The 19,728-nt window shown below is 70.2% G+C and carries 16 protein-coding genes and 1 pseudogene; 9 read left to right on the top strand and 8 right to left on the bottom strand.

Annotated elements, in window-relative coordinates; translation table 11 throughout:
* The 3 genes and pseudogenes from CCR97_RS30165 to CCR97_RS30155 form a co-directional block, all read left to right on the top strand.
* A pseudogene (locus CCR97_RS30165) lies at positions 1 to 291 on the top strand (hypothetical protein); the annotation flags it as partial.
* 570 nt (positions 292 to 861) lie between these two features.
* Positions 862 to 1,389, top strand: a complete 528-nt coding sequence (locus CCR97_RS30160) for a YaiI/YqxD family protein (RefSeq protein WP_111360352.1) — start codon at positions 862 to 864, stop codon at positions 1,387 to 1,389.
* Entirely contained in the window at positions 1,389 to 3,227 is a 1,839-nt protein-coding gene (locus CCR97_RS30155; protein WP_111360354.1) for an ABC-F family ATP-binding cassette domain-containing protein, read from the top strand. Before CCR97_RS30160 ends, CCR97_RS30155 begins: the two co-directional genes overlap by 1 nt.
* A gap of 203 nt (positions 3,228 to 3,430) precedes the next feature.
* Here CCR97_RS30155 and CCR97_RS30150 read toward each other — a convergent pair whose 3' ends face one another.
* From CCR97_RS30150 to CCR97_RS30140, 3 genes are all read right to left on the bottom strand, one after another.
* Positions 3,431 to 3,838, bottom strand: coding sequence for a hypothetical protein (locus tag CCR97_RS30150; RefSeq protein ID WP_111360789.1), 408 nt, complete (start codon positions 3,836 to 3,838; stop codon positions 3,431 to 3,433).
* Positions 3,839 to 4,041: 203 nt separating this feature from the next.
* On the bottom strand, positions 4,042 to 7,236 hold the full coding sequence (locus CCR97_RS30145) for an efflux RND transporter permease subunit (RefSeq protein WP_111359032.1): 3,195 nt from the start codon (positions 7,234 to 7,236) through the stop codon (positions 4,042 to 4,044).
* A gap of 3 nt (positions 7,237 to 7,239) precedes the next feature.
* Positions 7,240 to 8,355, bottom strand: coding sequence for an efflux RND transporter periplasmic adaptor subunit (locus CCR97_RS30140; RefSeq protein ID WP_111359031.1), 1,116 nt, complete (start codon positions 8,353 to 8,355; stop codon positions 7,240 to 7,242).
* Between the two features lie 276 nt (positions 8,356 to 8,631).
* Here CCR97_RS30140 and CCR97_RS30135 point away from each other — a divergent pair, with 276 nt between their 5' ends.
* Positions 8,632 to 10,911, top strand: coding sequence for a DUF3141 domain-containing protein (locus CCR97_RS30135; RefSeq protein ID WP_111359030.1), 2,280 nt, complete (start codon positions 8,632 to 8,634; stop codon positions 10,909 to 10,911).
* Positions 10,912 to 11,125: 214 nt separating this feature from the next.
* On the top strand, positions 11,126 to 11,908 hold the full coding sequence (gene fabI / locus CCR97_RS30130; protein ID WP_111359580.1) for an enoyl-ACP reductase FabI: 783 nt from the start codon (positions 11,126 to 11,128) through the stop codon (positions 11,906 to 11,908).
* 372 nt (positions 11,909 to 12,280) lie between these two features.
* Here the strand turns inward: fabI and CCR97_RS30125 are convergent, their stop codons facing one another.
* The gene (locus CCR97_RS30125) at positions 12,281 to 13,006 is read right to left on the bottom strand and encodes a polysaccharide deacetylase family protein (RefSeq protein ID WP_111359576.1); all 726 of its coding nucleotides are present in this window, start codon (positions 13,004 to 13,006) and stop codon (positions 12,281 to 12,283) included.
* A gap of 923 nt (positions 13,007 to 13,929) precedes the next feature.
* Here CCR97_RS30125 and pufB point away from each other — a divergent pair.
* Both pufB and pufA read left to right on the top strand, forming a co-directional pair.
* Positions 13,930 to 14,070: a light-harvesting antenna LH1, beta subunit gene (pufB, locus tag CCR97_RS30120; RefSeq protein WP_111359577.1), complete on the top strand. Its 141-nt coding sequence runs from the start codon at positions 13,930 to 13,932 to the stop codon at positions 14,068 to 14,070.
* Positions 14,071 to 14,085: 15 nt separating this feature from the next.
* Positions 14,086 to 14,265: a light-harvesting antenna LH1, alpha subunit gene (pufA, locus tag CCR97_RS30115; protein WP_111359578.1), complete on the top strand. Its 180-nt coding sequence runs from the start codon at positions 14,086 to 14,088 to the stop codon at positions 14,263 to 14,265.
* A gap of 119 nt (positions 14,266 to 14,384) precedes the next feature.
* On the opposite strand, the gene CCR97_RS30110 is transcribed toward pufA, so the two are convergent.
* From CCR97_RS30110 to CCR97_RS30095, 4 genes are all read right to left on the bottom strand, one after another.
* Positions 14,385 to 15,176, bottom strand: coding sequence for an alpha/beta fold hydrolase (locus CCR97_RS30110; RefSeq protein WP_111359579.1), 792 nt, complete (start codon positions 15,174 to 15,176; stop codon positions 14,385 to 14,387).
* A gap of 60 nt (positions 15,177 to 15,236) precedes the next feature.
* Positions 15,237 to 16,214: a tripartite tricarboxylate transporter substrate-binding protein gene (locus tag CCR97_RS30105; RefSeq protein WP_201160195.1), complete on the bottom strand. Its 978-nt coding sequence runs from the start codon at positions 16,212 to 16,214 to the stop codon at positions 15,237 to 15,239.
* 40 nt (positions 16,215 to 16,254) lie between these two features.
* Positions 16,255 to 16,701, bottom strand: coding sequence for a PrpF domain-containing protein (locus tag CCR97_RS30100; RefSeq protein ID WP_274611569.1), 447 nt, complete (start codon positions 16,699 to 16,701; stop codon positions 16,255 to 16,257).
* A gap of 62 nt (positions 16,702 to 16,763) precedes the next feature.
* Positions 16,764 to 17,438, bottom strand: coding sequence for a PrpF domain-containing protein (locus tag CCR97_RS30095; protein ID WP_201160193.1), 675 nt, complete (start codon positions 17,436 to 17,438; stop codon positions 16,764 to 16,766).
* Positions 17,439 to 17,803: 365 nt separating this feature from the next.
* Between CCR97_RS30095 and prpB the strand changes: the two genes are divergently transcribed.
* Positions 17,804 to 18,757 carry a methylisocitrate lyase gene (gene prpB / locus CCR97_RS30090; RefSeq protein ID WP_111359612.1) on the top strand — a complete coding sequence of 318 codons (954 nt, stop codon included), beginning with the start codon at positions 17,804 to 17,806 and terminating at the stop codon, positions 18,755 to 18,757.
* Between the two features lie 61 nt (positions 18,758 to 18,818).
* Positions 18,819 to 19,658, top strand: a complete 840-nt coding sequence (locus tag CCR97_RS30085; protein ID WP_170146017.1) for an IclR family transcriptional regulator — start codon at positions 18,819 to 18,821, stop codon at positions 19,656 to 19,658.
* Positions 19,659 to 19,728 lie beyond the last annotated feature (70 nt).

The raw sequence follows: 19,728 nt of genomic DNA, 5'->3' as shown, positions 1-19,728 counted from the left end.
TCCAACGCCCTCCTCAACGACGCCCAGATCGCCTCGATCAAGACGCGGCTGAAGCTGACGGCCGAGCAGGAGCGGCTGTGGGGCCCAGTCGAGACTGCGCTGCGCGGCGTCGTCTGGCGGCGCAGCGCCGACCGCCGCGGCACCGCCCCGGCGGCGCTCGACATGGCGAGCCTCGACCGGCTGAAGACCGCCGCCACGCCCTTCATGGGGACGCTGCGCGAGGACCAGAGGCGCGAGCTCCGCTCGCTCGCCCACGTGATGGGCCTCGGCGAGCTCGTCGACAAGCTGTGAGGCCGACCGGCCTGCGCGCTCACTCGCACCACACTGTCGCTGCCGAGCCCTCGCGCCACACAGCGGAGAGGTATTAGCCGCCCCTCTTCCGTTCTGCTGCTGCGCACCCTACATGCCGGTCATCGTCAACAACCGAAAGGAGGTGATCCAGTGTCTCATTGTCTCTCGCCGTGGTCTCCGGCTGCGACCTGGATCCTCGCCTCTCGCGAGGTCCGCGCCGCGTGAGCGGCGTCCGCGGTCCTCGCCGGACCCCGGTTTCGACAATGGAAGGGCTGCCCTCGCGGGCAGCCCTTCGCATTTTTCACCGCGCCTGCGGGTCGGGCTCCGCCCGGCCCCGGCCTCGTGCCCCGGACAAGGCGCATCCGGCCGCAGGCCTGATGCGCCGCAGAGCCGGGGCCCAGGGGCGGGCACGACCGGCGGCACCACAGGCGCTACGACGCGCGGCACGGCGAGCCCCTCGCTCCGTCGCCCTGGGTCCCGGGTCACGGCGCGGCGCGCCGCCCCCGGGACACGAGACCTCGTCCCGCGCTCCCAGTGGCCTTCGCAGCGAAAACCCGTTATCGCCACCGCATGAATGGCCCGCCCGACAGCACCGCGACACCGCCCGATCAGCCCGCGACCGAAGGCCCGCGCATCTATGTCGATGCCGACGCCTGTCCGGTGAAGGACGAGATCTTCAAGGTCGCGGCGCGGCACGGCCTGCCCGTCACCGTGGTCGCGGCCGGGTTCATCCGCGTGCCGCCCGACCCGTCGATCGAGCGCATCGCGGCCGGCGCCGGCATGGACGCCGCCGACGACGTGATCGCGTCGCGTGTGAAGCCCGCCGACATCGTCGTGACGCAGGACATCCCGCTGGCGAGCCGCAGCATCAAGGCCGGCGCCATCGCGGTGGCGCCGAACGGACGCCTGTTCACCGAGGCCGACATCGGCATGGCGCTCGCGGTGCGCAACCTGATGACCGATCTGCGCTCCGCCGGCGAGCAGACGAGCGGCCCGCGGCCGTTCTCGCCGCGCGACCGCTCCGCCTTCCTGCAGGCGCTGGAGCAGGCGGTTCGCCGCGCTCTTCGCGCGACGCAGCCGTCCGGAGCCGCACGCTGATGGCGCCGCCGCCTCTCCTGCAGCTCAAGGACATCGGCCTGACCTTCGGCGGCCATCCGCTGCTCGACGGCGTCGAGCTCGCGGTCGCGCCGGGCGAGCGCGTCTGCCTGGTCGGCCGCAACGGCTCCGGCAAGTCGACGCTCCTGAAGATCGCGGCCGGCCTGATCGAGAGCGACCGCGGCAGCCGCTTCGTGCAGCCCGGCGCGACGGTGCGCTACCTGCCGCAGGAGCCGGACTTCGGCGACGCGCAAACCGTGCTCGCCTATGTCGAGGCCGGCCTCGGCCCCGGCGACGATCATTACCGCGCACGCTATCTGCTCGAGCAGCTCGGCCTGACCGGCGAGGAAAATCCCGCGACGCTGTCGGGCGGCGAGGCGCGCCGCGCCGCCATCGCCCGCGCGCTGGCGCCCTCCCCCGACATCCTGCTGCTCGACGAGCCGACCAACCATCTCGACCTGCCCGTGATCGAGTGGCTGGAGGCCGAGCTCGACGGAACGCGCTCGGCCATGGTGATGATCAGTCACGACCGGCGCTTCCTCGCCGATCTGTCGCGCATCACGGTCTGGCTCGATCGCGGCCGGCTGCGGCGGATCGAGCGCGGCTTCTCGGAGTTCGAGGCGTGGCGCGACGACGTGCTGGCCGAGGAGGAGCGCGACCAGCACAAGCTCGACCGCAAGATCGTCGCCGAGGAGCACTGGATGCGCTACGGCGTGACGGCACGCCGCAAGCGCAACATGCGCCGCGTCGGCGAATTGCAGGCGCTGCGCCAGGCGCGACGTGATTATCGCGCGACCGCCGGCAGCGTGTCGCTCGCCGCCGCCCAGGCCGACAAGTCGGGCACCATGGTCGTCGAGGCGAAGGGCATCTCGAAAGCCTATGACGGGCGGCCGATCGTCAGCGACTTCTCCACCCGCATCCAGCGCGGCGACCGCATCGGCATCGTCGGCCCCAACGGCACCGGCAAGACGACGCTCCTGTCGCTGCTCACCGGCGTGCTGGCGCCGGACTCCGGCACGCTCCGGCTCGGCGCCAACATCGAGATGGCGACGCTCGAGCAGTCGCGCGACAGCCTCGACGCGAACGCCACCGTCGCCGACACGCTCACGGGCGGGCGCGGCGACAGCGTGATGGTCGGCGGCACCCAGCGTCACGTCGTCGGCTACATGAAGGACTTCCTGTTCGCGCCCGAGCAGGCCCGCACCGTGGTCGGCGCGCTGTCGGGTGGCGAGCGCGGCCGACTGATGCTGGCGCGCGCGCTGGCCAAGCCGTCCAACGTGCTGGTGCTCGACGAGCCGACCAACGATCTCGACCTCGACACGCTCGACGTGCTGGAGGAGATGCTCGCCGACTATCCCGGCACGGTGCTGCTGATCAGCCACGACCGCGACTTCCTCGACCGCATCGTGAACGCCGTGATCGTGCCGGAGGGCGACGGCCGCTGGACCGAATATGCCGGCGGCTACACCGACATGATCGCGCAACGCGGCGGGGACTTGTCCCGGCCCGTAGCGGCGAAGGCGATGAAAGAGAAGCCGGCTGCGCCGGACGACGCTGCCGGTGCGGCAGCGCCGGCAGGCGACGCCAAGGCCGCCGCCAAACGAAAACTCTCGTTCAACGAGAAGCACGCGCTGGAGACGCTGCCGAAGACCATGGCGAAGCTGCAGACGCAGATCGCGACCCTGCATGAAAAACTCGCCGATCCGAAGCTGTTCGCCCGCGACCGAAAAGCCTTCGACGAGACGTCGCAGGCCGCGGCGAAAGCCGAAGCCGAACTCGCCGCCGCGGAAGAGCGCTGGCTGGAGCTGGAGATTCTGCGCGAGGAGATCGAGGGGCGGTAGACGGGCGCGGCTCATTAATAACGAGCGGGCATGCTCCGTTTCACCTCTCCCCAGCGGGGAGAGGTCGGGGGTCGCGCCGAAGGCGCGAACCCCGGGTGAGGGGGTGCCGAGGCCAGCCAACTGGCGCCGTAAACCCTCACCCCGACGCGCTCCGCGCGTCGACCCTCTCCCTCAGGGAGAGGGTACCAACGGATGCGGCTCTCTCACATCGCACAGCGCTTGTAGGTCATCTCCATCCCCTCCATGCCGGGGAAGATGCGCACCAGCGTGTCGGGGGCCGGCTGGCGGACGCTGAGCTGGACGCTCGACAGCATGATGTCGGAGGCGCAGTTCGCCAGCATGTGGGTGACGGCGCCGACGGTGCGGCTCGACTTGATGTCGCAGGTCGAGGCGCGCGCCCGCACCCGGTTGCCCTCGATGACGAAACCGCCGCCGTGCAGCTCCGACGTGTCGGTGAACACGATGCGGCCGCCCTTCTTGACGAAGATCTTGTCGCAGGCGGATCCGTCCGTCGCCCAGGCGCCGTCGAGGTTCTCGGCGGCCGCGACCGGCGTTGCAACAAAGAGCGCGCCCAGAAGGGCGGCGATCAGGACGTGATTCAACGTTCTCATGAGATCGTCCTTTGAAACACGACGAGACGAGGTCCCGTGACGTCACCTCTCCCCGCGCGCGGGGAGAGGTCGACGACTGCGCATCGGCGCAGTCGTCGGGTGAGGGGGCGTCTCCGCGAGTCTCTGCGGCGGGGAGACGCCCCCTCATCCGACTCGCCGCTGCGCGGCGAGCCACCTTCTCCCCGCGCGCGGGGAGAAGGTATTCACTCCCCGGCCGGCTTCGCCGCCGCGTCGCCCGCCGGTGGCGCGGCAGGCGCGGTCGCCGGCGCGAGCTCCACCTTCGGCCGCGCGCCCTTGCGCAGCTTTTCACGCAGCGCCTGGAAGAAGACGTAGAGCGGCGGGATGACGAAGATGCCGAGGAACGACGCGGCGATCATGCCGCCGAACACCGGCGTGCCGACGTCGCGCCGCGCGAGCTGCGAGGCGCCGGTCGCCACCACCAGCGGGTAGAGCCCGAGGATGAAGGCGAACGACGTCATCATCACAGGCCGGAAGCGCAGCCGCGCGCCCTCGGCCGCCGCCTCGAGCAACGGCACGCCGCGCTCGCGCTGCTCCTTGGCGAACTCGACGATCAGGATGCCGTTCTTGGCCGCGAGGCCGATCAGCACCACCATGCCGATCTGGGCGTAGAGGTCGAGGGTCAGCCCGGCCATCACCATGGCGGCGAACGAGCCGAGCAGGCCGACCATCACGGACAAGAGCACCGGGACGGGAATCGTCCAGCTCTCGTACAGCGCGACCAGGAACAGATAGGCGAACAGCACCGCGAAGCCGAGGATCATCACGGTCTTGCCGGACGCGCGCTTCTCCTGGAACGCCGTGTCGGTCCACGCCCCGGCATAGCCGGTCGGCAGCGTCTTGGCCGCGACCTTCTCCATCGCGGCAAGCGCCTGGCCGGACGAGACGCCCGGCGCCGGCTCGCCCTGCACCGTCACGGCGCGGGTGTTGTTGAAGCGGATCAGCGAGGGCGGCCCGACGATGACGCTCGCCTCGGCGATGCTGCGCATCGGGATCATGTCGCCGTTCTTGTTGCGGACGTTGATGCGGTAGAGATCCTCGACGCCGCGGCGGTCGCCGGCCTCGCCCTGGAGCTGCACCTTCCAGGTGCGGCCGTACAGATTGAAGTCGTTGACGTAGAGGCCGCCCAGCGTCGCCTGCAGGGCGCCGAACACGTCGGAGAGCTGGACGCCGAGCACCTGCGCCTTGTCGCGGTCGATGTCGAGATAGATCGACGGGTTGGTGGCCGAGAAGGTGGAGAACACCCGGTTGAGATCGGGGTCCTGGTTGGCCGCGACCAAGAGGCCGCGCAGCACCTGCGCCAGCACCTTCGGGTCGCCCGCCTGCAGATCCTGCAGCACGTAGGTGAAGCCGCCGCCGGTGCCGAGCCCGATGATCGGCGGCGGCGCGAGCGGCAGCACGGTGCCGCCCTGGATCTGGCGGAACTTCGGCACCAGACGGCCCATGATCGCGGAGGCCGACTGCGCCTTGTCGGTGCGCTCCTCGAAGTCCTTCAGCGTGACGACCACGAAGGCGGAGTTCGCCTGCGAGAAGTTGTCGATGAAGTTGAGGCCGACCACCGAGGTGAAATAGGCGATCGACGGCTCCTGCTTGAGGATCGTCTCGGCCTGACGCAGCACCTCGCCGGTGCGCGCCACCGAGGCGCCACCGGGAAGCTGGACGACGACGAAGAAGGCGCCCTGGTCGTCCTCCGGCAGGAAGCCGGTGGGCGTGATCTTGGAGAAGCCCCAGGTGCCGACGGCGGCGGCCGCGACCGCGACCAGGCTGATGACCGAGACCCGCACGATGCGGGCCGTGACGGCGCCGTAGGCGTCGCGCACCCTGTCGATGCCGCGCATCACGTAGCCGATCGGCCCGCGCCGCGGCCCGTGATGGCGCTTCAGGAGCACGGCGCACAAGGCGGGCGACAGCGTCAGCGCGTTGATGGCGGACAGGAACATGGCCACCGCGACCGTGACGGCGAACTGGCGGAACAACTCGCCCATGATGCCCGGGATGAAGGCCACGGGCACGAACACTGACAAGAGCACCAGCGTGATGGCGACGATCGGCGCCGTGATCTCGGTCATCGCCTTCTTGGTGGCGTCGGCGACCGACAGCTCGGGATGCTCCTCCATCACCCGCTCGACGTTCTCCACCACGACGATGGCGTCGTCGACCACGATGCCGATGGCGAGCACCACGGCGAGCAGCGAGACGGAGTTCGCCGAGTAGCCGATGGCGAGCAGCACCACGAAGGTGCCGATCAGGCTGACCGGCACGGCGACGGTCGGGATCAGGGTGGCGCGAAAGCTGCCGAGGAACAGATAGACGACCAGCACGACGAGGATGAAGGCCTCGACCAGCGTCTTCTGCACCTCGTGGATGGTCGCCTTCACGAAGGTCGTCGGGTCGTAGGTGACGGTCCAGGCGAGGTCCTCGGGAAAGCGCGTCTCGAGGTCCTTCATCAGCGTCTTGACGGTGTCGAGCGTCGTGATCGCGTTGGCGCCGGGGGACTGGTAGATCGCGATCGCCGCGGCCGGCGCGCCGTTCAGCTCGGTCGTGGTGTCGGACGAGGCGGCGCCGAGCTCGACCCGGGCGACGTCGGACAGCCGCAGCACCGAACCGTCCGGGTTGGTGCGGATGACGATGTTCTCGAAGTCGGGGATCGAGGCGAGCCGGCCCTTGGTCTGGATGTTGAGCTGCAGGCGCTGATCGTCGGAGATCGGCCGGGCGCCGATGCGGCCGACCGCCGCCTGGACGTTCTGCGACTGGATCGCCTTGACGATGTCGCCGGTGGTCAGATCGAGGCCGGTGAGCCGGTCGGTCTGCACCCACACCCGCATGGCGTAGTCGAGCGGCCCCCACAGCGCCGCGTCGCCGACGCCGGGCGTGCTCTTGATCTGGTCGAGGATGTTGATGGTGACGTAGTTGGAGATGAACAACGCGTCGTGGGTCTGCTTCGGCGAGGAGAGCGCGATGACACCGAGCATCGCCGACGACTTCTTCTTCACCGTGACGCCCTGCTTGCGGACGTCCTCGGGCAGGCGCGACAACGCCACCTGCACACGGTTGTTGACGTTGACGGTGTTGATGTCCGGATCGGTGCCGAGCTCGAAGGAGACGATCAGCGAGTAGCTGCCGTCGTCGCCCGACACGCTCTTCATGTAGATCGCCTTGTCGACGCCGACGACCTGAGCTTCCAGCGGCTGTGCGATGGTGGCCTCGACCACGGAGGCCGAGGCGCCCGGATAGCTCGTCGTCACCGCCACCTGCGGCGGCACGATGTCGGGATATTGGGCGAACGGGATGGCCGAGAGCGCGACCAGCCCGGCGATGGTGGTGACGATGGCGATGACGATGGCGAAGCGCGGACGATCGACGAAGATCGAGGACAGCATCGCTCAGCTCCGGCCGACCGGCTGCACCGGGGTCGCCCGCACGGCCGTGCCGGCGCGCACCCCCTGCAGGCCCTCGACGATGACGAGCTCGCCGCCCTTGAGGCCGGACTCGATGATGATGTCGGCGCCGACCGAGGCGTTCGGCACCACACGCCGCACCGCCGCCTTGCCGTCCTCGACGACGAACACGTAGGTGCCCTGCTGATCGGCGATGAGCGCCGATTGCGGCACCAGCACCTTCTCCTCGGGCGCCGTCGTCTGCAGGGTGACGCGGACGAACTGCCCGTCGATCAGGGCGCCCTTCGGGTTCGGGATGGTGGCGCGCGCCAGCACCGTGTCGGTCGAGCGGTTCACGCTGACGTCGATGAAGTTCATCTTGCCGGACTGGTCGTAGCTCGATCCGTCGGAGAACTTCAGCGTCACGGTCAGCTCGTCGGCCGAGCGCTTGCCGCCCTTCTCGGCCGCCTCGGTCAGCGCCCGCTGGCTGATCGGGAACGAGACATACATCGGATCCTGGCTGACGATGGTGGTCAGCACGCCCGAGTCGGGCGCCACCACGTTGCCCTTGGTGATCGCGGTCTTGCCGATCTTGCCGTCGATCGGCGACGTGATCCTGGTGTAGCCGAGATTGATCTTGGCGGTCGACAGATTGGCCTCGGCGCTCAGCACCGCGCCCTTGGCCGAGAGCTCCTCGGCGATCGCCTGGTCGCGCGCCACCACGGTGCCGGAGGCGCGGGACAGCAGGTCCTCGGCGCGCTGGCGCTGCAGATTGGCCAGCGTCAGCGACGCCTTCGCCTTGTCGAGCGCGCCCTGCGCGGATTCCACGTCGGCCTGGAACAGCCCCTGCTCGATCTGGTAGAGCGGCGTGCCGGCCTTGATGGTGTCGCCCTCGGTGAACAGCACCTCGTCGAGGAAGCCCTTCACCCGTGCCCGCACCTCGACCTTGTTGATCGCGTCGACGCGGCCGACATAGTCGGCGGACGGGTTGATGGACCGCAGCTCGGCCTTGACGACACCGACCGGCACGGCCTCGCCGCTGGCCTGTTGCGCATTAGCCGGAATGCCTAGCCCGCACGCCACCACGGCCGCCGACACCGCCGCCAACGTCCAAATCCGCATGTCCGTCCCCGTTTCCTTGCGGCCTGGAAAAGGCACACCCTCCGTGTCTCCAGGCCCGCACCGACGCCGTCTTGACCGCGCGCAAGGCTGGTCCGATCCTTGCCATCATACTGATGTCGCGATGACGACATATCGAAAAGTTGGGGACGCACGGCTCTGCCGGAGCTGTCGGTGGGCGCACGGCCGGATCCGTGCCGCCCCGGCGGTTCGGCCGAGAGGCCGGACATCCTGTGGCCGGCCGTAAAGGACACGAGCCGACACCTGCAGGAGCTTCCCATGACCACGGATCGAACCAGCCCGGCACAGGACCTGCTCGCACTCGCTCCAGGCCCCCTCGGATCGCTTCCGGCCGGCAACGCGGCGGTGAGCGCCGCCGCCTATCTGGTCGACGCCGCCCAGCGCAGCGTGCTGTTCTGGGACGTGATGCGCCAGCGCGGCAACGGCTATCGCGAGCACATGGCGATGGCGGCGCCGCACGTCCTCAGTTACCAAGCCGAGCTGATCGTCGACGGCCGCACGCTCGACCGCCCGGTGAACTACGGCCTCGCCCGCATCGTGCCGCCCGCGGGCGTGACGATCGACCCGAGGAAGCGGCCTTTCGTGATCGTCGATCCGCGCGCCGGGCACGGCCCCGGCATCGGCGGCTTCAAGGCGGACAGCGAGATCGGCGTCGCGCTCGCCGCCGGCCACACCTGCTACTTCGTCGGCTTCCTGCCCGATCCGATGCCGGGCCAGACGATCGAGGACATCGCCCGCGCCGAGGCTGTGTTCCTGACGACCGTGATCGAGCGCCACCCGGACGCCGACGGCAAGCCCTGCGTCGTCGGCAACTGCCAGGCCGGCTGGGCCGTGATGATGCTGGCCGCGGTGGCGCCCGATCTGTTCGGCCCGATCATCGTCGCCGGCTCGCCGTTGTCCTACTGGACCGGCCAGAGCGGCCTCAACCCGATGCGCTACACGGGCGGCCTGTTCGGCGGGAGCTGGGCGACCGCCTTCACCAGCGATCTCGGCTGCGGCACGTTCGACGGCGCCTGGCTGGTGGAGAATTTCGAGAACCTGAACCCGGCGAACACGTACTGGAAGAAGCCGTACAATCTCTACGCGAAGGTCGACAGCGAGGCGGACAAGTATCTCGGCTTCGAGCGCTGGTGGGGCGGCCACGTCAATCTGAACGCCGAGGAGATGCAGTTCATCGTCGACGAGCTGTTCGTCGGCAACAAGCTCGCCGCGGGCGAGGTGCGCTCCTCGACCGGCATCGCCATCGACCTGCGCAACATCCGCTCGCCGATCGTGGTGTTCTGCTCCAAGGGCGACAACATCACGCCGCCCCAGCAGGCACTCGGCTGGATCCTCGACCTCTACGACGACGTGAACGAGATCCGTTCCTTCGGCCAGACCATCGTGTATTCGGTCCACGAGAGCGTCGGCCATCTCGGCATCTTCGTGTCGGGCGGCGTCGCCCGCAAGCAGCACGACGAGTTCGCCAGCAACATCGACCTGATCGACGTGCTGCCGCCCGGCCTCTACGAGGCGGTGTTCACGGCGAAGGACGGCGACACCGAGAACCCCGATCTGGCCCACGGCCGCTGGGTGATGCGTTGCGAGGCACGCACCCTCGACGACATCCGGGCGCTCGGCGGCAACACGATCGAGGACGATCGCCGCTTCGCCACGGTGGCGCGCATGTCGGAGGTCAACCTCGCGCTCTACAGGAACTTCGTGCAGCCCTGGGTGCGCGCCATGGTGACGCCGCAGACGAGCGAGATGCTGTACCGCATGCATCCGGCGCGGCTGCAATACGAGCTCGTCTCCGACGCCAACCCGTTGCTCAAGCCGCTCGCCGCCGCGGCCGACGTCGTCAGGCAGCACCGCAAGCCGGTCGACGAGAGCAACCCGTTCGTCGCCGCGCAGGAGACGATGTCGAAGCAGATCGTCGCCTCGCTCGACTCCTATCGCGATGTCCGCGACGGCATGACCGAGGCGATCTTCAAGGCGTTCTTCGGCTCGCCCGCGGTGCAGGCCTTCTACGGCATCGATCCGCAATCGAACAAGCCGCTGCATCGGGCCGGGAAGAGCGCGCTGCACGGCGAGCTGGTGGCGCGCCGCATCGCCGAGCTGAAGGCGCATTTCTCCTCCGGCGGCCTGCGCGAGGCCGCGGTGCGGGCGATGATCTACATCGGGCTGCCGCGCGGCGGCGTCGACGAGCGCGGCTTCGAGATGATCCGACGCATCCGCGCCGCCAACGCCAACATCCGCAACGTGCCGCTCGCCCAGTTCAAGGCGCTGCTGCGCGAGCAGTTCTTCATGCTGCTGATCGACGAGGAGGCGGCCGTCGCGGCGATCCCGGCGCTGCTGCCGGACGACATGACGGTGCGTGCCGAAGCGATGGCGGTGATCCGCGACGTGATCACGGCGGCCGGCGCGCCGACCGGCGAGGTCGCGCTGCGCCTCGCCCGCATCGGCCGCATGTTCACGGGCGAGACGGGGGCGCCGGCCCTGGCGATCGTCGGCGGCGCGCCCGCCGGACTGCCCGCTCCGGACCGCGAGGCGTCGTGATCACGACCGGACCAGCTCTCGAAGGCAAGGTGCGGTACTGCACCTCCGCCTCCGGTCGTTCCGGGGCGCGTGCGCAGCAGGCGAGCCCGGGACCCATCCCCCCTGTTTATCGTGAGCCACTGGCACCGGGCGTCTGGGTCCCGGTCTCGCGAACCTTCGGTTCGCGCCCCGGGACGACGAGACCGAGGATTTCACCAACAGGAGACTCGGGCGCATGATCCCCACCTACAAGGCCAAGATCCACGACGGCAATCGCGGCCTGATCGTCGGCATCGCCAACGACCAGTCGATCGCCTGGGGCTGCGCCCGGGCGTTCCGGGCGCTCGGCGCCGAGCTCGCCGTGACCTATCTGAACGAGAAGGCGAAGCCGCATGTCGAGCCGCTCGCCCGCGAGGTCGAGGCCGAGATCGTCATGCCGCTCGACGTGCGCGCGCCGGGCCAGATGGAGGCGGTGTTCGAGACCATCGCCAAGCGCTGGGGCCGGCTCGACTTCGTCATCCACTCGATCGCCTTCGCGCCCAAGCAGGCGCTCGACGGCCGCGTCATCGACGTCGATCGCGACGGCTTCCTCACCACCATGGACGTCTCGTGCTGGTCCTTCATCCGCATGGCGAAGCTCGCCGAGCCGCTGATGACCAATGGCGGCGCGCTGTTCACCATGACCTATTACGGCAGCCAGCGGGTGGTTCAGCACTACAACATCATGGGCGTCGCCAAGGCGGCGCTGGAGAGCGCGGTACGCTATCTCGCCGCCGAGCTCGGCCCGCAGGGAATCCGCGTGCACGCGATCTCGCCCGGGCCGCTGGCGACGCGCGCCGCGTCGGGCATCCCCGAGTTCGACGAGCTTCTCGAAAAGGCGCGCGGAAAGGCGCCGACCCACAAGCTCGTCTCGATCGACGACGTCGGGCTCGCCACCGCCTTCCTGGCCCACGACGCCGCCCGCCTGATCACGGGCGAGACCCTGTACGTCGACGGCGGCTACAACATCGTGGATTGACGGACGCGGGACGTCGAGCAGATCATTTCATCGCCGCGTCCGGGTCCGGGGCTCACCCCCCTCCCCAGCCCTCCCCCACAAGGGGGGAGGGAGCCGGCTGCGATATGGCGCGGCGTGGTCACGCTCCACGAACGAAGTGATCACTCCGACGATGTCCGCTCCACCTCGGGGCCATTCCATAAACCCGGCGCCTCGGCTCTTGCGTTCCCTCCCCCCTTGTGGGGGAGGAACAGGGAGGGGGGGTGCAGCGCTGCCGCGGATCGCGGGCCGCGCCGAAGACGCGTCGCCCCGGCGCGAAATCCGCGACCGCATGGTTCGAGACGCGATGCTTCGCATCGCTCCTCACCATGAGGAGACGGGATCGTGTCCTGATCAGATCCCGTCCTGATAGATCCCGATCCGCTCGGCCGCCTCACGGGCGGCGGCTTCGAACGGCACCACCACGGCGCCGCAGGCCTGCGCTGTGTCCAGGAACGTCGCAAACGCGCGCAGCATCGCGCCGCGGCCGACGACGGCGATCGGCATGGCGCAGGTCAGCACGCCGAAATTCACGCTGTCGCGCATCTGGAGAAGCTCGTCGATCCAGTCCTGCATCACGGCACGGGCCGGCGACGGCGGGTCGCCGCCGAGCGCCAGCACGATCGGCATCGCGATCACGTCGCTCGCCGTCGTGCCGGCCGCGGGGGCGCACCGGCGTCGCGGCCACCAGCTCGGGCCATGCGGCGAGGCGTCGTAGAGAAAGCCGTTCTGCGCCAGCCACGGCGTCCAGCCGGCGACATCGCCACCGGGCGCGCGAAACCCGCGCGGATTCCTCCCGGTGACCTGCCGGATCGCCGCGAGGCCCTGCGCAGCTGCCGCGGCATCGCCCACGATGGACGTCGACAACGCGATCTCGTGATCGTCACGCCGCAGGCGCTCGGCGATCGCGCCGGCGCGGGCGAGCCCGTCGGCCGTCACGAACCAGGTCGAGGCGAGGCCGCGGTCCTTCAACAGGTCGAGAACGCGGGCGGCCGCGACCGAGATGTCGTCCGCGGTCGGAGTGTCGTCCGCCGACGGGGCGACGAGGTCGAATCCGAGACAGACGAGGTGACGCGGCACGAGCGAACTCCGAAGCGGCGGCACGCGGCACCGGGCCGTCTCGCCCGGGCGGCGCGGCCCGCATCGCCCTCCATAGCACGCCCTTCGACTCGACGCGGCGGCGAACCGCGCCGGCTTGAACCACGTCGGCATGAGCCGCGGCGGCGGTCCACGGCGGCGCGGGCGGCCCGTGGCGTCGGGCAGGTCGGCGGCGGAGGCGCCGGTGCCGAACAGCAGCGGGACCGAGCACGGCGGACGGGTGACCCCGCCTGCGTGTCGGTCCGCCGGCAGCTATGGTTTCATCGGGGGATCAATCCGGCCGCTCTGCGCGGAAGAGGTCCAAACGGCCGACGTCGATATCGATGAAACACCTCAATGGTACTTTCAGAGGGTATAAGACGGCGATTTACCGCGTTGACGACAAATCTCCGCAGACGACTTCGTAGGGCCATCTCCATGGCCACTGAAAGGATAGCGTCGTATGATGGTCGGTCAACGACGAACAACGCGTAGCCGCGGCGGTCTATCGCGCAAGCCGACGGCTCTATGCGGCAGGCTCGGCCGCGCACCGGCTCCCGCCTCGTGCCTTCGTAGCCGCCTGGATCTACGGTTCATAGACCCGCCACGCTACGTATTGGAATAGGTTGACACTCAGGGATGTAAAGAGTGCATTACGCCCTGTGACGTCCGTGGTTTTCATAGATAGGTTTTCATGACGCGGGATTGGTCGCCTCCGGGCACGACGATCGAAGCGTGAGTTTGCCGAAAACCCTGGCCGGCATCTCGACCGAGCGCAGCCGTGCGTACCCGCTGGTGCGGGTTTGCGGCGTCGCCGCGGTCTTGTGGTCGCCCGGTGATTCCCGGGCGCAGCAGTGGCGCGACGCCACGACGCGCCGGAGCAGCGGCCCGCCGCCCCGCCCGGCAACGATGGGAGCTCAGAGACGATGGCTGACCGAAGCATCTCCGGTCTGAGTGAGGACGAGGCGCTGGAGTTCCACGCCCAGTTCAAGACCACCTTCACCGCCTTCCTGGTGATCTGCGCGTTCGCCCACGCGCTGGTCTACATCTGGAAGCCCTGGTTCTGAGTCGAGGAGAACACGATGTCCAATCCGCAGGACGACTACAAGATCTGGCTGGTGATCAACCCCTCGACCTGGCTGCCGGTGATCTGGATCGCCGCGCTGCTCGTCGCGGTCGCCGTGCACGCCTTCGTGCTGAACAATCCGCGCTACAACTTCATCGACATGAAGACGGCCTCCGAGCAGCCGGTGAAGAAGTGAGCGACGGCCTCCGGTCCGCATCGGCAGCGTGACCGGAGCCGATACTGAAACGGGGGCACCCGGTGGGTGCCCCCGTTTTCGTTTTCTTGGACCAGCCTGCGGGGCGCTTCGTTGCCGCTTCAGCGCCCGCGCAAGAACGGCAGCACGCTCGCCAGGAACTCCTCGGGCGCGGTCTGCGAGCAGGCGTGGCCACCCCACGGCAGGGTGGCGAGCCGGGCCCCCGGAATCCCGGCGGCGAGCTCCTCCGAGAGATGCGGCGGCGTGAGGATGTCGTCGGCGGCGCAGACGACCAGCGTCGGCACGCCGATCTCGGCGAGACGCGCGCGCCGGTCGAAGCCGACGATCATGTCGATGCGGGCCGCGATGTCGTCGGCCTCGGCGGCCGCCGCGTCGTTCGCCGCGACGATGGCCGCGACCTTGTCCGGGTTGCGGCTGATCCACAGCGGCGGGTACATGAACAGCGGCCCCGCCTCGTTGTAGGCCGGCACGCCGATCTCGGTCAGCAGGCGGCGGCGGACCTTGAAGCAGTGGGCGAAGTGCGGGTCCGGTCCGGCCCAGCCCGCATACAGCACCAGCCGGCCGAGCCGCGCGGCATAATCCTGCGCCATCACCTGGCCGACCGCGGCGCCGGTCGAGTGGCCGACCAGGCTGCAGCGGGCGATGCCGAGATGGCCGAGCAGCGCGTCGAGATCGGCGGCGAGCGCCTCGACCGAGTGGGTCGTCCGGCGCGAGGTCGAGCGCCCGGTCGCGACGTGATCGTGCAGGACCACCGTGAAGGCGCGCGCCAGCACCGGAACGATGGCGGCCCAGTAGTCGCCGCGGCCGCCGAGGCCCGACACCAGCACGAGCGGCGGCCCGCTCCCCGTCACCTCGTAGAACAGCGCACCGTCCGGGCGTTCGAGCATCGGCATGGCCAACGTCCTCCTGATCGGCGAGACGACGCGGCGCGGACGTCGCGCCGCCGCCGCACGCTACTCCGGCTTGATGTTGGCGGCGCGAATCAGCTCCGCCCACTTGGCGGTCTCGGCCTTGATGAACGCGGCGAACTCCTCCGGCGTGCCGCCGGCCGGCTCGCTCGCCTGCGACACGATGCTGTCGCGCACGTCCGGCATCTGCAGGATGGCGTTCAGCTCCTTGTTGAGGCGGGCGACGATCGCCGGCGGCGTCCCCTTGGGCGCGATGACGCCCTGCCAGTTGTACGATTCGAAGCCGGGCAGGCCCGCCTCGGCCATGGTCGGCACGTTGGGCAGGAGGCTCACGCGATGGCTCGAGGTGACGGCGAGCGGCTTGATCTTGCCGGCCTCGATCGACGGCAGCGCCGCGTAGCCCATCTCGAACATCATGGCGATGTGGCCGGCGAGCAGGTCGGTCGCGGCGTTGCCGCCGCCCTTGTAGGGCACGTGGACGATCTGGATGCCGGCCTGGCGGCCGAACATCACGCCGGAGAGATGATGCGCGCCACCGACGCCGGACGAGCCGTAGGTGATCTTGCCGGGCTCCGCCTTCGCCTTGGCGATCACGTCGGCGACACTCGCGAGGCCCTGGTTCGGCGCGGCGGAGAGGACGAGCGGCGAGCGCTCGATCAGGATCACGGGCACCACGTCGGTCGCCGGATCGTAGGGCAGCTTGCCGAGCAGCGAGATGTTGACGGCGAGCGGCGCCAGATTGCCCATGCCGATCACCGAGCCGTCGGCCGGCGCCTTGGCGATCGCCGCGGTGCCGAGCACGCCGCCGGCGCCGGTCTTGTTGTCGATGATCACGGTGGCGTCGAGCGCCTTGCCGAGCTTTTCCGCGATCTTTCGCGCCCGGATGTCGGCGAAGCCGCCGGCCGCATAGGGGACGACGAGCGTCACCTGGCGGGCCGGATACTCTGCCCCTTGCGCCCGCGCGGCGGGCGCGGCGAGAGACAGGGCGGCGAGAGCAAGAGCGAGAGCGCGCAGAACCGTCACGACGATCTCCTTCCAAGAAGCCAGTCCGACGAGACCGCCGTCAGGCGGCGGCCTCGCGCGACCCGACCGACACCGCGTCGGCGGGCACGAACACATATCCTTCCATCAGGCGGCGGGCAGTGCGGCTGAGCACCGCCTTGTCGACCGTGACGATGCCGTCGCGGGTCGAGGCCGCGGCGCCGACCGGCAGCACGCCGGAGGCGTGGCCGAGCCGCACCATGCGGTCCGCCGACGCGACGCCGCCGAGGATATCCGCCACCAGCGTGCCGGGCAGCGCGGCGGCGACCGCGAGCGCCACGGCGCCGGTGCCGGTGAGCGCGTGGTGCAGCTTGCCCATCGAGATCATGCGGGCGACGAGGTCGACATCGCGGGCCGCGACGGCGCGGCCGTCCGACGCCACGTAATCGGCCGGCGGCCCGACCAGCGCCACCTTGGGAGTCGCCGGGCGATTCGCCGTCGCCTCCGCGGCGGTCGTCGCGAGCCCCATGGCGACCGCTCCGGCGGCCCGCACCGCCTCGCAGCGGGCGAGGAAATCCGCGTCNCGTTCGCTTACGCCTGCGCCAGCGCCGCCGGCACGCCGAGCGACGCGGCCGCGACGATCACGGTCGGGTTGCCGGCATCGACCAGGCTCGCCTGGACCGGACCGAGCCCCGGCACGTCGAGCGTGTCGACCGCGCGGCCGGTCGGCAGCACGCCCGCGGCGCCGCCGCCCGGATCCATGAACTCGAGCCGGATCTCGGCCGCGTCGAAGGCGACGCCGTCGAGCGCGAAGTCGCCGGCCTCCAGCACCTCGCCGTCCTGCACCGGCACATGGGCGACGATGCGCTTGCCGAGATTGGCCTGCCACAGCCGCACGGTTCGCACGCCGTCCGGCCCGGCCGGCACAAGCCCCTGAGAAATCGCGAAAGGTCCGACCGCCGTGGTGAGGTTGCCGCAATTGCCCGACCAGTCGATCAGCGGCGCATCGATCGCCACCTGGCCGAACAGATACTCGACGTCGCAATCGGGCCGCGCCGAGGGCGACACCAGCACCACCTTGCTGGTGCTCGAGGTCGCCGCGCCCATGCCGTCGATCTGCTTGCCGTAGGGGTCGGGGCTGCCGGTGACGCGCAGCAGGATGTGATCGCGCGCCGCCGGATCGGCCGGCAGGTCGCGGGCGTGGAAGAACACGCCTTTGCTGGTGCCGCCCCGCATGTACACGGCCGGGATGCGCGACGCCCTCATCGTCAGTCCTTTGGTGTGGGCGAGGATCACGGCGAACGCCGCGCCTCACCATGCCGCCGTCGCCGATGCGCCGCAAGGGGCCGGCCGAGTCCCTCGTGAACCGCTCGAATCCCGGCCACGTGCCCCGGACAAGGCGCATCAGGCCCGCGGGCCTGATGCGCCGCAGAGCCGGGGCCCAGGGGCCACACGACGGGCCGCACGACGGGCGGCACGGAAGGCGGCGCGGCGAGTCCTGACCGTGTGGCTCCTGGGTCCCGGGTCGCGGCGCGGGGCGCCGCGCCCGGGACACGAGGCCTGTGGCGGACCGCGCGAGAAACGCGCTAGTGAACGACCATGCGGCCGACGACGGCCGCGGGAGTGTGCGAATGACCTATCTCGTCTCCTCCGATCTCCCCGCCGAGCCGGCCGGCCGGCGGCTGCGCGCGTTGCTCGCCCGACCCGGGATCGTTCGAATGCCGGGCGCCCACAACGGGCTCGCCGCCCTGCAGGCGAAGGCCGCGGGCTTTGAGGCGCTCTATCTCTCCGGCGCCGCCATGACGGCCTCGATGGGCCTGCCCGATCTCGGCATCATCACGGTCGACGAGGTCGCCTTCTTCATTCGCCAGATCGCCCGCGCCTCCGGCCTGCCGCTGCTCGCCGACGGCGACACCGGCTACGGCGAGGCGCTCAACGTCATGCACATGGTGCGCGTCTTCGAGGACGCCGGCGCCGCCGCCGTCCACATCGAGGACCAGCTCCTGCCGAAGAAGTGCGGCCATCTCAACGACAAGCGGCTCGCCGATCCGGCCGAGATGGCGGCCAAGGTGCACGCCGCCGCGCGCGCCCGCCGCGATCTCGTGATCGTCGCCCGCACCGACGCGGCGGCGAGCGAGGGGCTCGACGGCGCCGTGGCGCGGGCGAAGCGCTACGTCGCGGCAGGTGCCGACGCGATCTTCCCGGAGGCGCTGACCACGCCCGAGATGTTCCGCGCCTTCGCGGACAAGATGCCGGGCGTGCCGCTGCTCGCCAACATGACCGAGTTCGGCCGCACTCCGTTCATCACCGCGGCCGAGTTCGAAGCGCTCGGCTACAAGATGGTGATCTGGCCGGTGTCGGCGCTGCGCTGTGCCGCCAAGGCGCAGGAGGAGCTCTACGCGACGCTGGCCCGCGACGGCGTCGCATCCGCCATGCTGGCGCGGATGCAGACGCGCGCCGAGCTCTACGCGACCATCGGCTACGCCGACTACGAGGCGCTCGATTCCTCGATCGTCGCCACCGTGGTCCCGCAGATGCCCGGGTCCGGCAGCGCCGGCGGCGCCCCGCGAGACGACACGCGCTGAGTGCTTGCAACGCCGGTCGCCGCGGCTAGTCTCGGGGCGCCCCCGGCAAGGAGGAGGCCCCGTGCCCAGAGATCCGGACCAGGACGACGATCGGGCGGGCGCCGGCGTACGCTCTGTGCAGCTCGCCCTCGACGTCCTGGAGGCGATCGCCTTCTCGGGCGACGAGCTTGGCGTCACCCAGCTCGCCGAGCGGCTCGACGTCACCAAGGGGTCGGTGCATCGCCATCTGCACACGCTGGTCGAGCGCGGCTACCTCACCCAGAACCCGGCGACGACCCGCTACGCCATCGGCCCGAAGAGCCGGCTGCTCGCCCGCTTCGCCCCCGACGCCGACCTGATCCAGGTCGCCGAGGGGCCGATGCGCGAGCTGCGCGACCGACTCGGCCACACCGTCGTGCTCTCGGCGATGACGCCGCGCGGCGCCCTGGTGCTGACCACCCTCGCCTCGACCTCGCCGATCGAGATCGGCGTGCGGCCGGGCAGCGAGCTGCCGTTCCACGCCTCCGCCCAGGGCAAGGTGCTGCTCGCCTTCGCGCCACGGCCCGTGCAGGAGCGCATCCTCTCGCGCAAGCTCGAGCGCTTCACCGAGCACACCATCGTCGCGCGCGAGCGGCTCGAGGCCGAGCTGATCCGCATCGCCCGCCAGGGCTTCGCGGCGGCGCCCGAGGAGGTGCTGCTCGGCGTCAACGTGATGGCGGCGCCGATCTTCGACGAGCGCGACATCTGCATCGGCGCGCTGGCGATCGTCGGCTCGATCCAGTTCCTGCCCGCGGATCCCGAGGACGAGACCGTCGCTGCCCTGAAGGACTACGCCCAGCAGATCTCGCGCCGCTTCGGCCAGGGCCGCAGCCCCGGCCTGTCGGTCCCGGTCTCGGCCCCCCGCACGGCGCGGCGGGGGTGAGAGGGAACGGAGTCTGGTCCGGCTGTTCGGGCGAGCCCCGAAGCGCTTCGGTGCGCGGCTTTCCCCCCAC

It is taken from the genome of Rhodoplanes elegans (assembly GCF_016653355.1).
GTDB classification, from domain to species: domain Bacteria; phylum Pseudomonadota; class Alphaproteobacteria; order Rhizobiales; family Xanthobacteraceae; genus Rhodoplanes; species Rhodoplanes elegans.
This window is presented reverse-complemented; position numbering and strand designations above follow the sequence as displayed.

Excerpts from the sequence above, each read along its gene's own strand:
- CCR97_RS30110 (WP_111359579.1), bottom strand. The coding sequence starts at position 15,176 with ATGCCGATGCTCGAACGCCCGGACGGTGCGCTGTTCTACGAGGTGACG.
- CCR97_RS30135 (WP_111359030.1), top strand. The coding sequence starts at position 8,632 with ATGACCACGGATCGAACCAGCCCGGCACAGGACCTGCTCGCACTCGCT.
- CCR97_RS30140 (WP_111359031.1), bottom strand. The coding sequence starts at position 8,355 with ATGCGGATTTGGACGTTGGCGGCGGTGTCGGCGGCCGTGGTGGCGTGC.
- prpB (WP_111359612.1), top strand. The coding sequence starts at position 17,804 with ATGACCTATCTCGTCTCCTCCGATCTCCCCGCCGAGCCGGCCGGCCGG.
- pufA (WP_111359578.1), top strand. The coding sequence starts at position 14,086 with ATGTCCAATCCGCAGGACGACTACAAGATCTGGCTGGTGATCAACCCC.
- CCR97_RS30145 (WP_111359032.1), bottom strand. The coding sequence starts at position 7,236 with ATGCTGTCCTCGATCTTCGTCGATCGTCCGCGCTTCGCCATCGTCATC.
- fabI (WP_111359580.1), top strand. The coding sequence starts at position 11,126 with ATGATCCCCACCTACAAGGCCAAGATCCACGACGGCAATCGCGGCCTG.
- pufB (WP_111359577.1), top strand. The coding sequence starts at position 13,930 with ATGGCTGACCGAAGCATCTCCGGTCTGAGTGAGGACGAGGCGCTGGAG.
- CCR97_RS30155 (WP_111360354.1), top strand. The coding sequence starts at position 1,389 with ATGGCGCCGCCGCCTCTCCTGCAGCTCAAGGACATCGGCCTGACCTTC.
- CCR97_RS30100 (WP_274611569.1), bottom strand. The coding sequence starts at position 16,701 with ATGGGGCTCGCGACGACCGCCGCGGAGGCGACGGCGAATCGCCCGGCG.
- CCR97_RS30160 (WP_111360352.1), top strand. The coding sequence starts at position 862 with ATGAATGGCCCGCCCGACAGCACCGCGACACCGCCCGATCAGCCCGCG.
- CCR97_RS30095 (WP_201160193.1), bottom strand. The coding sequence starts at position 17,438 with ATGAGGGCGTCGCGCATCCCGGCCGTGTACATGCGGGGCGGCACCAGC.
- CCR97_RS30150 (WP_111360789.1), bottom strand. The coding sequence starts at position 3,838 with ATGAGAACGTTGAATCACGTCCTGATCGCCGCCCTTCTGGGCGCGCTC.